General features: G+C 61.3%; 1 protein-coding gene. It reads right to left on the reverse strand.

The genetic code is table 11. The annotated features are described in order from the left end of the window. Nucleotides 1-63 precede the first annotated feature (63 nt). Nucleotides 64-17,769, reverse strand: a complete 17,706-nt coding sequence (locus Enr13x_RS11795; RefSeq protein WP_145386236.1) for a tandem-95 repeat protein — start codon at nt 17,767-17,769, stop codon at nt 64-66. Between the last annotated feature and the right edge of the window lie 412 nt (nt 17,770-18,181).

The raw sequence follows: 18,181 nt of genomic DNA on the forward strand, positions 1-18,181 counted from the left end.
CGTTGGCGATTTCCGCCGACCGCCGGCGACTGGGGGGGACAGCCGCAGCGGCGTTCAGGATGGTCAAAGTTCGAACGAGCCCTCCAGCTCCGTTAAAAAGTCGCTGATCGCGTGATCGATCGTCTCTTCGCTGGGCGTTTCGGCCGAGCTCTCGATCAAAACCGACCCGGCTTGCTGCGACGAAACCGGTTCGATATTGATGCCGGCGGTCAGCAGGGCATCGGTCGAATCCGCGATCGTCGACGATTCTTGCTCTCGCTCGATCGGCCGCTCGACGTTGGTCGTGGGCAGGAAGTCCGAGTTAGCCGTTGCAAAAGAAACGGTGCTGGCCGTCGAAAGTTCTCGAACAACCTGTTCGCCTTCGCCTTGACCTGCGTTTTGCGCCTGCGCGAGTGTGTTGATCACCAGCAGGGCATCGAACGGGTTGACGAAACCGTTTCCGTCGACGTCGTAGAAGTCCGGCGGGCTCGAGCCGATGTCGCCCACGGGGACTTGACCGGAAGTCGTGTCGCGGCGTCCCAGGAAGTTGATCACCCGCAGGGCGTCGATCGGCGAGATGTTTCCATCGGCCGTGACGTCGGATTCCATCCCCTGGACCGGGTTTTGGTAACGCGACCGTGTCAGAGTCAGCGTCACGGTGTGGAATGCACTGTACCGTGGCGAGCCGCTCGATGGGTTATCGACGACACGGTAGGTGAACGTGTCGACCGAGCCGACGTCGCCGGCGTTGCTGGTGTAGGTGAACGTTCCGTCGGCGTTGAGGTCCAGGGTTCCGAGCCCCGGTGGAGTGACGGTGGCCAGATCGACCGCAATCGGATCGCCATCGGCATCGCGGTCGTTTCGCAGCAAGCCGTCGGCCGGATTGAGCACGCGAAGGATGGATCCGATCGCGACGTTGTAGCCGTCGTCGAAGCCGACCGGCGCGTCGGGGACCGGATTGACCGTGAAGGTGAAGCTGTCGCTGACACGGAAGGATCCGTCGCTGGCTTCGATTTCGATCGTGACCTCACCGAATTGATCTGCTTTCGGCGTGATGATGATCTGGTCACCGTCGAAGTCGATCGTACTGATCAACGGATGGTTGGCGATCTGGGTATCCGAGGGACGGATGATCGAACCGAGCCTGGCGACGTCGTAGGTCAGTGTATCGCCATCGGGATCGCTGAAGACGCTCGTCAGCTGGCGGCTGGTCGTTTCGTCTTCATTGCCGCTGAGCGGATCGAGCGACCCGATGATCAGGGGCGAATCATTTTCGTTGATGATCGAAACGGTGACCTCTTGCTCGGTCGTGACGTTGCCGTCGAAGGCCTGCACGGTCAACGCGACCGTGCCGAACGCGAACGCCGGTCGTGTCAGCGTCAACGTGCTGGCCTGCAAATCGACCTGCACGATCGATGGATTGCTGCTGGTGACCTGATAGGACAGCGTGTCGTTCTCCGGATCGGTGAACCAGGTGTCGAGGTCGTACACCGTGGATTGAGCATTCGGTTTGCTTTCGGCCAGCGAGATCACTTCGACCGGCTTGTCTTGTGCGTCCCGTTCGCCGTCGACCCCTTGGAAGATCGGCGCGTCGTTTTCGCCGCCCACATCGATCGTGACCAACCCGGTCGATTCGGCGCCTTCGCTGTCGACGATTCGATAGGTGAAGCTGTCCGGACCGCTGAACAGGCCCGGCGGCGTGTAGACCAGTTGTCCGCCTTGCTGTCGCACGATCCCGCCGCGGGCGGTTCGCGTCAGTGGGGCCGTCGTTGGGAACTGACCGGGCACCAGACTGATCGTTTGATCGCCCTCGTTCAGGGGGCCGGGGCGGTCGTTGTCGAGGATTCCGACCAGACCACCGCCGCCGATGATTGCGATCGGCAGGTTCTGGTCTTCGGTGGCGTTGAAGGAATCGTTGCCGGCGATCGGCGGATCATTGACCGCGTTGATCGTGATCGACACGGTGCCCGGCTTGTCAGCGGCTTGGGAGATCAAGTTGCCGCCGGGGACATCCGCAACGACAAAGTTGAACACATCCGGGGTGTCGCCGTTGTAATCGGTCGGCGGCGTGTAGCGGACGCCGCGTCCGTCGGGCAGGATTTCCAAAATGCCCCCGAGCGACGAGATCGAATCGCCCAAGTTCGGGCTGGAGACCGATTGGAAGATCAGCTGTTGATTGAGCTCGTTGTCCGGTCCGGCCGCGTAGAACGGATCGATCAAGTCTTCGGCAAGGAAGATCGTGACCTGGTCTTCGTCGATCGTCGCCGTGGTGAGCACGTCGGTCTCGGTCGCGAAGGGTTTGTCATTGACCGGCAACACGTCGATCGTGACGGTGATCGCCGTATCGTTGACCAGTTGCTGCTCCGGATTCGATTTGATGTCCGTCACGCGGGCCAGGAACGAGATGCTTCCGTTGAAGTTCTCTTCGGGCCGGAACGTGAAGGTCCCGTTGGTGTTCAGATCCAGTTCGCCGGCGAGTGTTCCGTTTTCGGTGAACAGGTCGCGGACGGTGGCGTCTTCGGGCAGGATCGACACGGGGTCGCCGTCACGATCAAACACCCCGACCAACAATCCGTCATCCGACGGCACCGTTCCGGTCAGGTTCCCGTCGATGTCCAGGGCTTGCAGGACCTGGCCTTCGTCGACGGTGAAGCGTCGGGTGGTGGTGTTGTCATTGAGCTGGGGCGGCTCGCCGTTGAGCAACAGCACCTGGTAGTCTTCGACTTCACCGCTGAGCGACAATCCGACCGGCGAGAGGTTGCCGGTTCGCGAGAACCGGAATCGCGCGGTGGTGTAGGTCGGGAACAACGGTGCCGGCGCCGATTCGGGAACGTACGTGTCGAAGGTGAACGATCGCGATCCGTCACCGGTCAGCGCGAGCGAGGTTCGCGGCAGCGCGGTGTTTGGATCGGCACCGGGATCGAAGAACGCGATCGCTTCGCTTTCGCTCCAGTCGCCGTCGCCGTCGTAGTCGATCCAGCCTTGCAGGATGCCGCTGCCGGTGACCGTGAAGCTGATCGGCGTGACGACGTTGGAGTTGAACACTCCGCTGGGGTTTTGATAACTGGAGAACGAAACGCCGTCTTCGTCATCACCGCTGATCACGATGCTGGTCGAAACGAGCTCGATCGCCGCCGGTTCCACGGGGCTTTCTTCGATCGCGTCGGCGATGGCCTGCAGAATCGATTCGACGGACGTCGGATCGGCCGGGCGGATCGCATAGTGGTCTTCGTCGAAGCGTCCATTCAAATCGAACTCCAGCGTCGCGGTCCGGACACCGGTGTTGATCGTGATCGTATCGCCGTCCCGGGTGGTCGGATCCACGGTCGCGATGTTCACATTGACCGCCGTCGATCCGTTGACCGTGGTCACCGAGAACAGGGTGCCGGTGGTCGAAACGCCGGTCAACGCGTCATCCCCATCGGCTCCCACCGACGATTGTCCGTCCAGGTCGGCGTCGATGGTCGATCCCAGGTGCAGCCCTTCGGTCACGACGTGGCGAGCCCCGTCGTTGACCAATCGGGTCGGATAGCGTCCGGGAATATTGAGGACAGGGTCGGGGGCATCGCCGTAATCCAGTCCGACGGTGGGCATCAAGATCGTGAACTGGGTCGTGTTGTCCGTCCGGTTCGCTTCCAAGGCGTTGCCCTGGACGTCGCGGATCGCGGGCAGGAAGTAATTCGTCAGCGGCCCATCGATCAGCACGCCGTTTTCGACGAACAAGGTCGCACCGCCGCGGTCTTGGGCGGCCAGGGTGGTGACCACGCCGTCGGGGCCAAGGTTGACCGAGTTGATCGCCGAAAGGATCGCTTGCTTGATGTCAAACGGAGTGTCGGCCGGCGAGATGCTGATCGGGATCGCACCACCGGGGACGCCGGTCAAAATCAGCGACGGGGCGGCGGTCACGTCGACGACCGTACCGGGCAGGTCGCGGAGGGCGACGCGGGGCACCGGCGGGCTGACCGTGTTGTCGAATTCCACCGCGGCACTCAGATTCAATCCACGCGGATTGTTCGTGATCGCGGCGGCCAGGCTTTGCGAGACCGCGAGCTGGGTCGAACCGGGTTCAAACGGAACCGGCACGTTGTTGCCGGTCACGCCGCCGCCGTTGTTGACCGATTCGAATTCATAGGTCACCGACAGGTTGCCCTGTGTGACCGTGATCCGTTCGCCATCGCTGACGATCCCGCGGCGGCTGGTCAGTGACGTGTTCGTCACGTCCACGCGTGAGGAGGGGATCAAGCCCAGCGAGATCGTGCCGCCGCCCAAATTGGTGGCGGTCAGTCCGACGGTGGAGCCGTTGATCGCATTGACGACCGAGGTGGCAACGGTGTCTTGATCATCGAACCGCGAGAACAGGATTCGAACCGCGTTCGGATTGTTCAAGATGTTGTTGGAGTCGAATTCGAAACTGATCGGGGTGCCGCCGTTGTCCAAGATCGTGAAGCTGTCACCATCATTGGGGGCGGTGAACGGAACCGAAATCAACAGCGGTCCAAAAATCTGCAACGTCGAGGGACCGGTCACGTCGGGGGATCCGACGACTTCCAGGCTGGTACCGGAGACCGACAACAGCAATCCGGGTTGTCCCCCGATCTTGAGGATCCCGCCGTCGATCGGATTGACGTCGTTGGCCAACAAACCCGGAATCGATCGGGCTTTGATTTCACCGGCCGCAAGCTCCGCCATTGCGTCGCCGGTGGTCAAACGAGTGATGTTGATCGGAATGTGGTTCTGGTCGGACACACCGTCACCGTTGACACCGATGAGGTTGCCGTCGCTGTCACGTTCGTCGGTGCGGTTGATCTCAAAGATCACCGGATCGCTACCGTCATTGGGCGTGAACGTGATCAAATCGCCGTCGGCCGGTGTTCGGCTGACTCCGACGGTGCGCAATTGTCCCGACGGAACGGTCGCCGAACCGCTGGCAGGCAAGTCCAGGTACACGGTGGTGCCGATGATCGTCGGGGTCAATTCGAGCGCCGAATTCAAAATCGCGTTCTGAATCGCAGTGGCGACCGCGTCGGCATCGAGCGGCACCGTCGGCGGTCCCGGCAGCGGGTCGATGCTGATCCCGATGAAACCGGGCGCCGGCGTCGGACGGGTCGAATCGATAAATTGGAACCCTTGCACGAAGGTGCCGTTGCTGATTTCAAACGTCTCACCCGCTTGCACGCCGCCGACATCGGCTCCCGCCGACGGGACTTGCAATCCGAGCGTCCGCGGTGCGGTCACCAATCCGCTGGTCGCGGCATCGACCCGGGTGTTCGGTTCCGAACCGATGATGACCCGTGGCCCGTCCACCTGCACATCGACATTCAGGCTCGTCGCTTGCGAAGCGATCGCCGCGGCGATGTTTTCGGCGATGGTGTTGCGGAACGCATCCAGTTCATCCGGTTCGGTGGGCGTCGGCGTGGTCGGCAGACTGACCGGGATGCTGCTGGGCAATGAGGTGCCGTCCAGATCAAATTCAAAGACGACGACGGGGTTGACACCGTCATTGATGGTGAAGACGCCTCCGTCGATCAGACCGCCCTGGTTGGTCCCTTCGATCGGGACTTCGACCGTCAACGCTTCGGGCATCTGGATCACGAAGCCGGATTCGAATTCGAACACCACCTTGCCGCCGTTGCTGTCGGTGATTTCGATTTGGTCACCGTCGTTGATCTGGTCGGCGTTCGGGGCGATCAAGACCGTGCGGTCCCGATTGTTCATCTCGATCCGGTAGGCCCGCTCGTTGTTCCAGATTCCCGCCAGCGGCGTCAACGTGATCGTGCTTTTCGTTTCGTCATAGTTGAAGGTGTAATCGATGCCTTCGGTCAGCAAACGATCGTCTTCAAACAGCGTGACGTTTGCACCGCGGTCACGAATGCCGGCGATTTCGGAGACCACGATCGTGTTGTTGTCGATGCCCGAACCGGCGAACGGGTCGGAGGAATCGCCGGAGTCGCGGAGTTGGATTCGGAACTGTTCATAGACGCCGCCATCCAAGTTGATGAAGCTGACGTTGGGGTCGGTGTCGATGCCTTCGGCGTCGTTGTCACGGGGCGCTTCGGCGATCGCAATCGGTCCGACCAGGTCGGCCAATTCGACGGAACCGCGGTCGCCGAAGATCGACGAACCTTGACCGGTGTTGGGGTACAGCGGGTTGTCGGCTCGTTTGACACCGGTGACGTCGCGTTTGGGGGCCAGCACGTTGCTGATCGGCAGCCCGATCGATTCACGCAGACTGGACAACGCACTTCGTTCACGCAGCGAATCGACGTTGCTGTCGATGACCGACGAGAACGGTGCGGGCAGGAAGTTGTCGCCGCCCGGATTGACCAGGGTCACCGCGTCGTCGACGTTGGTCAAGTTGAAATCGTCCGTTCCGCCGTTGACGTTGCTCGGCCCTTTGTTGGCATCGGTGGTGTGCCCGACGATGACCAACGGTGCATCGGTAAAGACGGGGGCTTCCGGTTCGTCGTGTTGGAACACACTGCCGACGACCACGACCTCCATCGGTTTGACCTGTTGGTCGCCGCCGACGGCACTGAATCCGGGGCTGTGTGTCTCTTCCACGACCACGCTTTCGTGCAGATTGAGCAGCACGTTGTTCAAAATCGCGGGGCTGGCGCCGGCGGTCACCATGATCCCGGTCTCGTTGATCACTTGATCGATGTCGAAGCCGGGTGCCGGGTCGAGTCGCAGTCCCGCGGCGATCGCCTCGGGGCTGAGTTCGATCTTGGCGGCATTTTCGACAAACACGTAGTTTTCCGTGGTTCCGCTGCCGGCCGTCGTGCGGCGGTCGTGACCGTAACCGATCGTGTCTTGATCCAAAACGATCGTGCTGTGGAAGTCGTGATCGACCGTATTGCCGAAGCCATCGCGGTGCGTCATCAGCACACCGTTTTCCAGCCCGCGGCGGGTCGTGTTGACGATGCCTTGGTTGTCGCTTTCGTAACCGCCCAACGCGGTGGCACGGACACGGGCGATCGGGCCCGGAACCTCGGTGGTGTCGTTGTTGGGCAACGGGTGTGCGTTGGCGCCGTAATTCACACGCAAGTTGCCCACCCGCGGTTCGATCGCGTCGCTGATCGCACGCATGATGTCCGGTAAAAAGTCTTCGGCCTGGTTCGCATCGCCGACTTCGATCGGAATGTTCCCCGCCTGGGCGGCACCGCCCAGCGGTACAAACTCAAAGGTCCGCGCGTTGGTGACTCCGCCCACGATGAAGTTGGCCGGCAAATCGGCGACCTGGGTGATCACGAAGGTGGTTCCGATCACGTCCGAACCGACCATTCCGGTCGCACGGCCCGTGTCGGCGCTGATCACATGCGTACGCGGTGCGTACGTTTCCATGTTGATCGTGTATCCGCCCAGATCCGCCGTGGCACCGGTGCGACCGGAGATCGAGTTGGGATCGAAGCTCAGGTTGCTGTCGGCGCTGATCGCGACGTAGTAAACGCCCTTTTGGGGCGCGAAGAAGTCGACGAAGGGGTCGCGTGTATTGACGTCATCTTGGACCAGTCCGCCGGCCAAACCGGTTGACGCCGGATCCAGGTGGTCCGGTGCGGTCGCGGCCAGGCTGACCAGTGACGCGTTGCCGTTGCCGCCATCAAAGGATTGACGCTCGCCCAGTTCATTAAAGATCTGGATGGCCGTGTTCGCGCCGCCAGCGACGGTGTCCACGTCGATGACCAAGCGGTCACCGAGGTCCAGGTTGACGCGATAGAAGTCGACGTCTCCGCCCGGGCCCAGCGGTCCGACGTTGTCGCCCAGGACAGCGGTGCTGGTGTAGACATTGCGATGGCTAGGGCCGACCTTGGTGTCGATCGCATCGGCCATGACATCGTTGGATTCATCATCGGCTTCCGGGAACTGACTCTCCAGCCCGTCGGATCCGTAAATCGTGTTGTTGACGATTCGGGCAAACGGTTGGACCGATTCGGCGACCGGTGCCTGTGTGGTCGTGAACGCGTTTTGGCTGCCTCGGAAGTAAACCGCGCTCGCACCCTGCAGATAAACCGCGGCGCTGTCGAAGCTCATCGGGGTTTGCTGCAAGAACTCAAACGCCTGGTTGCGACGGTACGGAGACGGCCCGATCGTCGGCGTGACCAACTCGACCAATCCGTTGGTCACCAGGATGCTGCCCTGGATCGACTGCATGATCGACGTGGCCAGCTCGATCGATGAATACGAAACACGATCGGCCGCGGCGGTTCGGTTGTAACCCGAGGCGACGTCTTCGCGATAATAAATCGGCACGTGGCCGTCGCGGACACCATTCCCGCCTTGGGTTCCCGAACCGACCGGACCCGCCACGCCGTCGATTTCCTCGAATTCAAACGTCACGCGGGTGCCGCCGGCATCGATGGTCAGCAAGGCGCCTTCGAGGATCGTTCGGTTGCCCGCTCCAGCGATGTTCGGATCCAGCGTGTCCAATTCGATCATGTCAAAGACATCCAGCACAAACGGTGCGGCTTCGCCATCGACTTTGACACCGGAGTATCCCGCTTGATCGATCGTGTTGTTGGACACCACGATCCCCGGCGCCAAACCGCCGAGCACCGAGTCGTTCAAGATCGGCAGGTTGCGTGCGTAACCCGGATAGGTATTGCCCACCGGCGGGTACTGCAGGAACGGATGGTTGCCGTCGATCAAGGGCAGGAAGGTCGGGGTCCCGAAGGAGAAATCGTTGTCGCGGACGTCTTCCGGATCGATGTCGCGAACACCCGGTTCGGCCCACACGCCGATCGCACGGACATCGCTAATCGTGTTCGAATCGATGATCACCTGACCCTGCGTCCGCACATAGTTAGAGTCGCCATAACCGTCGTGCAGGATCGCGGGCAGCAGCAAGTGGCCATCGGCATCGCGTGACAGAGCGGTTCCCAGCGGCGGGGCACCGGCGACCGAATCGATCGCGACGAAGCTGCCGCGGGCGCTGCCGGCAAGCGACAGCCGGCCATCGGTCATCGGTTCGTTGTCTTGACCGGCCGCCGAAGAGGCCTCGATCTCGATTCCGGTTTGTTGGGTGATCGCGGTACGGATCGCCTCGGCGATCTCCGCCGGTGAATCGCCCGCGTCGAACAACACCGGGGTGTTGCCGAATTGGACGGTGCCCGGCGTGGTGGTGAATTCAAACGTTTGGATCGACGCACCATCACCCAGGATAAAGGTGTCGCCGTCGGTGAGTTGGCTGCCGTCCGGAGCGACGACGGTGAACGACTGGTTGTGACGGTCGTTGGTATCGAAGTCTTCGACCAGGTCCACCGTCCCGAATCCGATCGGTGCCGCATACGGGGTGGCCGGCCGTGTTTCGAGTTGGTACTCGCCCGTTCCACCGGATCCGAATCCGATGAATTCATCGGTGCCGCCCGGTGTGTTGAAGATCGTTTCGCCGCGTTCGGCGAATCCGATGATGAAATCGTCCAGGAACAAGCCGTCGTTTTCAACACTTGTGCCCGAGACCGGCGTGTAGGTCACCTCGACGCGGATGCCCGTGTCACCGGCGAAATCGCCGATGTCTTCGCGGAATTGGAACCAGGTGTCGTCGGCCTGTAGGTTGGCGTTGCTGGCGATCAGTCGACCGGTCGGGTTCTCATTACTGAAAATCCGGATCTGGACGTCATCGGAGTTGAAGAACGTATCGACGAACGGATCGAAACGGTAATTGAAGTAGAACGTCGGCAGGTCGACGTCGACGTAGCCGCTCAAATCGAAGGGCTGACTGGTGATCGTCGCCGGGTCGGCGTTGGTCAGTCGGTTGTAGTGCAGCGTTTGATTGCCCAACACCCCTTGCGGCAACAGATGATCTTCCACCGAGACGTGCAAGCGATAATCGAGCGGGCCGAACAACGGATCGGTGTTGGCGGTCGTGATTGCACCGGTGTTGGCGTCGACCGACACGTTGACTTGCGACTGTGAGATCGCAACGACGTAGGTGCCTGCCAGCAGGTCGGGCGTTCCGAAGGCGGCGCTATCGAAGAACGGGTCGAGCACACTGTTACTGCCGCTTCGCCCGTCCAGGGTCGACGACAGCGTGTTGGTGAAGACCTGGGTGTAACGTCCGGTCACCGGATCCTCGCGGAACAGACGCAGCGTCGTGTCCACGCTGGTCGGATCGGGGACAAAGACGATGTTTTCCGAATCAGGGTCCAACTCGTTGACAAAGCTGTGCCCGTCATCGATGTCCAGGATCACGCGTGCGTTGTCCGTGTCCACGGTGAACTGGTACAGGTCCGAACGATCGCCGCCGAGTGTTCCGTTGATCGAAACGTGCGGAATCGAAGTGGACGTGTTGTCGGAACTGTTGAAGACGAAGTCACCGCCGATTTCGACGTTGTCATCGAGCGACCAGTTGAGCGCGTCCAGGTCGGCCGCCCCAAACCCCGCGAACGCAAATCCGGGTGCGTCACCGCCGGCGACAAAGAACTCGCTGAAGACTTGGCCGAAGGTCTGGGCCGGTCCGCTGGTGCCGTCGAAGTGTCCGGGTGTGCCGTGGCCGAACATCCCATCGCCGGCCAATTCAAACTCGCTGGCCGAGATGTCCACGTTGGTGAAGAAGTCGGGAACGACCGGTCCACCCGCGGTGCTGAAACCTTCGCTGGTGTCAAAGCGTTGCTCGACGATGCGCCGCACCGAGTTGATCGGCTCACGACGGACAAACTGCGACGAGGTCAGCGCGACCGGTTCGACGCCGGCGCCGGTGACGGCGATGTAGTAGGTCCCTTCGGGCAACGTGACCGGTCCGATCAACGGGTCGCCGGTCGAGATCGAGCCGCGTGAGAGTTTTTCCGAACCGTCGTTTTCACCGTTCGGGCTGGTCAGGTCGTCCAGGACGTTGCTGTTGGTGCCGAACAGCACCAAACGCGGCTCGAGGGCTTCACTGAATTCTCCATCGGGATCGTAAAACACGCTGATGTTGGTGTCCGGTCGGTTGAACCCGGCGGCGTAGTCGATGTCAAAGATCATCGATCGAATCGCGTCGTCGATGTCGTCGTTGAGCAGGTCGATCTGGTAGAAGTCGACGTCGGCCGAAGACGACAATTCACCGGCAACGCTGATCACGTTGTTGCGGTTCTCGACGATGTTGCCCAGATACTGTGCCCGTTGCGAGGGAATTTCGGTGCTGTTGGTCGTCGTATCGATCAGCACCGGCGGGCTGATTTGACTGTTGTCGGCGTTGAAGGGGTCCGCCACCTCGTTCTCACTCGCTTCACCAAGCAGCGGCGAGGTTCCCATCAGTCCTTGGACGTGGACCCCGTGATTGGCGTAGCGGATGTCGGAGTAACGCACGACGCTGCCCGGGAATTCCTGGTCTTCGCTCAATCGGACCTGGAATCGGTAGCCGCCGCGGGTCAGTCCGCCCGCCGCGTCATCGGGATTGACGGACGCACTTCGCACGCGGAAGAAATACGTGCTCCGTGAATTCGGGTTGGTCGGATTGCCGGTCAGCGTGAAGTGGATCCCGGCATCGCGCGGGTTGGTGGTGTCAAAGTCTTCATAGACGCCGCCGACGCCGAACTCGCTGAACTGCGGATCGCGGGCTTGCAGCGAAGTCGTGACGCCCTCGAGACGGGGGTCAAAGACCTCGACGGTCGATCCGTTTGCGATTTCATCGCCGCTGTCATTGCTGCGGGCGAGCACGTTGCCGCTGGCATCGAGCAACTCGATCACCGAGTCGAGCGTGAAGCTGGTTTTGTCGATGTCGACCCAAATCTCCGTGCCCGGGCTGCCGGTGAAACTGTAGGTATCGACGTCGTTGGGATTGCTGAGGAACCCTTCGACTTCGAAACCGAGTCGCAGCACTTCGTCGCTGGCGGTCAGCGAGGTGGCCAGTTCCCCGAGCACCTGGGCGTTTTGAACGCTGCCGTTCAATCCCGGCGCGACTTCGGTGGCCAGTTCCAATTCTGGGATCACATCGACGTTGCGGTCGTTGCTCCACTGGTCCAGCAAGATGCTCCGCCAATCGTTGGCTTCGGGGCGAGAATTCGATTTGTCGCCGTTGTTGTCGGTGAACTGGGTGCCTTCGGGGGTCAACCCGGCACCGACGGTGTCGTCGCGGAAACTGGTCAAGACGACGGGGGCATCGGGCAGACCGAGAATCGAAATCGAGCCGCCGATTCGATCGATCGCGTCGTTCGGCGTTCCCGAAGCGGTCAACCCCGTTCCGATCGTCGCGCTGTTGGGGGTGCCCTGGCCGCTACTCAGTTCGGTCAGCAGCGGGTTGTCTTGGTCGCCGAGTTTGACGACCAGACTTTCGTCGGGACGGCTGCGGAGTTTCAGCCCGCCGCCGGAGTGAATGTTGTCGACGATGATCGAATCAAAGACCAGGTGAACGATGTCGGTGTCGTCCCAAACGCTTTCGGTGGCCAAGGTCCCGCCACGGATTTCCATGCCGGTGATCTGGTCCAGCCCGGGCAGATCATTGTCGTCGTAACGGTTGAACCGCACCATCGGCCCGTAGTTGTCGTCGAGCTCGCTGATGCGATTGATCGATCCGGTTTCGCGACCGGTGTCGATCACCCGTTCGCCGGTCAACGAGTCGACGTCGATGTCGATGATCGATCCGTCGTTGTCGATGAAGGTGTTGCCGACGATCACCGGCTGGCTGCCGCGGATGAAGATCGTCGAGGGGGCGACCGCAAGGCGGCCGAAGCGGCCCAGCGGTCCGGCACCGTCCTGGCCGCTGTCGTTGAATTCGAAGCGGCTGTTGGTGATCCGGCCGTCGGCCTGTTGCAATTGCAGCGGGACGAACCCGATCGATTCACCGCCTTCGATCAAGCTGATCCCACCGGCGTAGGAGATCACGCCATTGTCAATACTGATCGACGAGGTCGGTCCGGCGTAGATGCCCGCCCAATCGCCGTGGCTGGGAGCTTGGAAAACGGGCGAGCCGTCGTCGTTGTTGGTGTCGAAGGTTCCGCCGGCACCGTATCGGTCGTCGCGAATACTGGTCATCACGATCGGGTTGCTGCCATCGCCTTCGGCCAGCATCACCGCGCCGGGCTGCAGTTCGATCCGCGAACCACTGAGTTTCATCACGATGCCCGGATCCATCACCAACGATCCGTCCAATCGCCCGCGGGTTCCGGTGCGGTTCAAATCCAAGGTGACGATACCGGGCGTGCCGGCGTCCAGGGCCAAGTCATCGATGAACGATGCCGAGCTGGCGCCCAGATCGGCGACGAGTCGGAATTCCGGATTGGCCGACGCTTCGGCTCGATACAGGCGTCGCGAGACATAGTCGTTGCCCCGACTGATCAGCGGCAACGCCGTCAGTTCCACGCTGCTGTCGTCGTCGCTGACGGTAAAACTGAATTGGTCGGCGCTGGCCAGCGATTCAAATCCGTCTTCATCGACGAACGTCATCTTGTACAGGTAGGTGCCCGCGGCCAGTGATCCGCCGGGCAACTCGCGGGCCGAAACCAGGGAAAGTGACGGCGCGAACCCGTCGGTGATCGATCCACCGGGCTTGCTGGCGATGACCAGGTTTTCCGGCAACACATGGACCACGTCGATGTCATCGAAACGCCCCGAGACGGTCATCTCGCGGGGTGTTTGCGTCGCGGTCGTCGGGACTCGCACGAACAAGCCGTTGACCGTGTTTTCCACCAACAGGTTGTCGTAGATCTCGGGCCCGATCCGATCGTAGTCGGCGGTGAACTCACCGGCTTGTTGGAATCGCGGCGACTGATAGGACGTTTCTTCGAAACTGTCCGGCGATGCGCTGATCGCCGAATCGGCGCTGAAGGTGATTTCGTTGAACGTGACGGTCGGCCGCAGGTTGATCACCAGAATCGGGTTGACCAACTGTTGCACCGAATCGATCAACACGTTGCTGCTGCCGCCGTAGCGGATTTCCGCATGATTGACGCGTTGCAGGAAGATCCCCTCGTCCTCGAGGTCGCGGCGGCCTTCGAACTGGTCCAAGTCGCGTCGGAAAATCAACCCGCCCCAGTCACCGGCTTGGGAGGGCGGGCTGTCACCGGCGGCATCGGCATCGGCCAGACGATCTCGAATGCTGGTGATGATCACACTGCCGTCATCGTAGCCGTCCAGACCCGCATCGACGTCGCTGATCAGGGTCGTCGAAACCGGATCGCCTTCCAAGCTCAATCCGACCAACCGGGGTGCACCGAGCACCTGCAGTGCGCCGCCGCTGCGGTCGACTTGCAACGTGCTGCTGCCGACGTTGATGTACGAACCGCGGAGTTTCAGAATCGCTCCGGCGTCGATCATCGTCGTGACGCCGCGGGGAACATCCATCGTGCGGCCGTCCTCGAGCGACCGGCCGCCGACATCGGTCAGACCGATCTTGTAGCTGAAGTTGTCCGCTTCGGTTTCCACCAATCCGTCCAGACCGCCGTTGCCGACGATGCGGACGATGTCCCCATCGATTGCCGAACCGAACGCGTTGGCAACATCCGAATTGGCGATGTTGTTGAACGGGTTTTCCAGGCTGCCGTCGGCGTTCGGCCCGGCGGTCTTGTCGACGAAGATGTTTCGGCCGATCGCGACCGCGGCGCGGAATCCGTTGGACAACGCGATACTACGCTCGCCGGTGAATTCCAATCCGGTCCCGACGCGTTGGACGGACACGCCGGTTTCGTTCTGGCGGAAATTGATCGCCGAGGCCAGCGCCGAGGCCAAGTTGCCGCTGGGGGTCGGGAAGCCGCTGGTCCCGTCGCTGTAGAAGACCGGAACGTTGCCCGGAATCGGTTGACCGCCGATGGGGACAAATTGGTAGGTCCGAATGATGCCGGTTCCGGAGACGATCGTGATCGTTTGGCCGGGAACCACGGCGTCGCCGTCATCGGTAAAGTTGACGATCCGGTTCTCAGGTCGCGTTTGGAACCAGAAATTATTCGCGCCACCGGGCGCCCCGTCGCCGTCGCCGTCCAGGGGGGTGCCGGGAACCCCGTCGCGGCTGCTGTCCAGGTCGCGGATCACATCCACTTCGTCGACCAGCGGCTCAAATTTCAAGTGCAGTTCGTAGGCGCCCTGGGTCAGGCCGCCATAGCCGCTGCCCGGGATCGTCGGATCGTATTGATCGTTGCCGCTGGCGGAAACACCGACGTAGTAAACGCCTTCGTCCAACGAGGCGATGATGCGGGAATCTTCGCTGAAGTAATCATCGTTTTGGGCGAGTTTCGTCAGACCACCGCCGTCCAGTCGGACCGGCAGGGGGGCCGCGGTGCCGCTGCTGATATCCGAGTCCGGATCACCCAGGGTGACCGACGCCCGCAGGATCGAGCTGGCGAAGGGGTCATTGTTGATCGCATCGACGACCTGTTGAGCCGTCACGCTGCTGATGAAGACGCCCTTGCGAGGCAGGTCCAGCAAAACGGCGTTGGCGATCGGATTACCCGAGCTGTCGAAGACGCGATTGACGCGGATTTCGTCATCGCCGAAACCTCGGTCCGATCGAATGAAACGTACCTCCGTCCCGTTGCCCGAACGGCCGGTGATCAACGCTTCAAAGGTCACGCCGAGCGAGGAACCGAATCCGAGATCCGAAACCGTCGACGCACGAGTTTCTTCGAACAACGACAACGTCGTATCCAGCAGGCTGCTGTCGGGCAAACGCTCGGCAAACGACTCGGCCGTCAACGTTCCCACCTTGTCCGCGTCATCCAATTTGACTTCGAATCGGTACAGGTCAATGTCGACGCTGTCGGGGTTGTGCAGGTATTGACCGTGCAGGACGTCATAGTTGCTGGGGAACACCGGTTCCAAATCGACCGCGGCAAGCGACGTGTCGATGTTTTGGTTCAGGAACAGGGAATCGAGCGCCATCGTGGTTTGCGGAGGCAGGTCCGAAGCTTGCTCGAGCCCCAACAGGAAACCGACGGCCGCGGTCGCTTTGCGGGTGAAATCCTCGCCGAAGTCCAGGTTCAAATTGGCTTGATTGCTGAACACGATCGCCGATTCACTGAACGTCGGATCGATCCGCAGTGACGCGCTGAGGGTCGAGCTGATCGCGCCGGATCGCTCCAGCGTGGTGTTCGGACGCGATTGCAGATTTGAGGTATCACCGACGGCAAACGTGATGCCTTCGTCGAGTGTCTCGCGGAATTGGACGCCGATCTCGGCCGACCACAGGTTCAACACTTCACGAATCCGCGTCTTTTGCCGCGCATTGATCTGGTTCAGATAGTCGGTCGAACCCTGGCTGTCAAAAATCCCTTGAAAGTTGTACGCAATCTCGGTGATGCCATCGAGCGAGTCGGCACCGAAGTTCAAGTTGATGTGACCGCGCAGTCCATCGACGCCGAATTCAAGGTCGCGGTGTCCGGGATCATCGTTGCCACCGGCCAGTTCAATCAGGAACGCTTGCGGGTCGATCGATTCGGCCACGACCAGGCTGGTGATGGAGTCGTCTTGACCAAAGATGCCGACGTCCAGAGAAGTCGTCAGGGTGTCGCCGACGGCGGTCATCTTCAGCGCGGGCGCTCCGATGACGCTGCGCGGCAATTCCAGTCCGCCGCCGTCGTTGACGTCGCCGTTTCGTTCGGAACGAACCGCCAGCACCGCGGCAACCGAAGGCGTGGCCGCGACGGCGGCTTTGAGTTCGTCGACCGTCGGCAGCGGATCCACGGCGGGGTCGGCAAGCCCGAAGTTGAACACGACGTTGTTGTTGGCGTCCAAGGAAACCGACAGTCCGCCCGAGCCGGTGCTTTCGAATCGGACTTCGCGCCCGCTGGCCGCTTCACCGATCTGATTGAGGATAAATTCGACGCGTAACCCGTCGTGCTGGAAATCGGTCACAGCGGTGGGTTGCACCGACAACTGACGGGGCGGCAAGATCAGGTCGACGCGATCGTCGACGGCGGTGCCGATTCGCAACCGCCACGTTCCGCCTTCTTGTAACTCGTCGGGGGCGATGGCCGGCAGATTGTTGATGTCGTCGCTGAAGAACAATCGCGCCGTGTGGGTCGTTTCGTCATAGACCACTTCGTCCGGGAAGAACAACTCGTCATCGGTGGTCCGAACCGTCTCCTGCGTGAACAGCAGCTGATAGAAGCGAGGGTTCTCCGCCGAGCGCAGGGTGGGGTTGCCGTTGTCGTCGTCTTCGACAAACAACGGATCCTCGTTGAAGTAGACGACGATCTCGTTGCGGTTCTGTCGGAGCTGGCCGTTGGAATCGCGGATCACCGGTTGGGGCACCACCGACTCGACGAGCGCACCGAGGCTGAGCTTGAAATCGATTCGCTCGCTGCGTTGGGCCGGATCGCTGGGAAGAAAGAATTCGCCCGCGGTGTTGCGGAGTCCGGTGATGCCCAGGCCGACGTCATCGAAACCGAAGACTTCGATGCGGTAGTCGTCATCGGGCAACGATTCGGCGAATCGGACCACCACTTCGTTCTGGTTGGGATCGCCGAGCGTGACCAGACCGCGTTCGACGCGGACATCGTCGGACGTCCCCAGTTGTCCGTCCTCTCCGGCACGACTGATCTGGATGCCGTCAAACGTTGCCGTGTCCAGCACCTGGTCTTCGTCGAAACCGAACGTCAGCACGCGGGGCGAGGAATCACGCACGGTATCGTTGGTGATCAGGGCGCCCTCGTTGGGCTGAATCCCGATTAATTGCGGGCCGGCCAACAACTGACGCGGCTCGAGTGATTCCAGCAACCGACGTCGCCGCAACTCACGCGGCTTGGACGAGCGTCGTTTCTTGTTTCGCCCTGAAACAGCGGATGCGGCAGAACGTGACTCAATGATGTTCGACTCGATGACGTCCTGGGGAGCAATGTTGGACGTTGAGTGCTTTCGCTCACGCGAAGTCATAGACCAGACCTTCATGGGGGCTTCGCTGCATACGGTTGGCTTTCGCTATCCGCGGCAGACCGGCCGGTGGGGTGGACAATCGTGTTGTGGGTCGGGCGATCTCGGGTTCAACAAACCGCCCAAAAAAACAAGGCAAAATGACAAGCCGTCCCTCGACCTGGAGGACGGCCGAGAAACGAGTGCCGAGTATAGTTCGACCGAAAAAACCCGCAAATAAATGCGTGCTCCGACGGTCAATGCAGTCACTTTTCGGTGGTGGACCCTGCCGATCGTGACGGTACAAACGCCGAAATGAGACAGCCAGCACCGGCCCGTCCGGGTGGTGGCGGCACGGAAAACACCGGGGAATTGGCTTTCCCGGCACATTCCAACGTCGACGTTGGACGACGATTCGCTGTCAAAGTTCCTCAGATTCATGCAGCTCGGG

The organism is Stieleria neptunia (genome assembly GCF_007754155.1).
Taxonomy (GTDB): Bacteria; Planctomycetota; Planctomycetia; order Pirellulales; family Pirellulaceae; genus Stieleria; species Stieleria neptunia.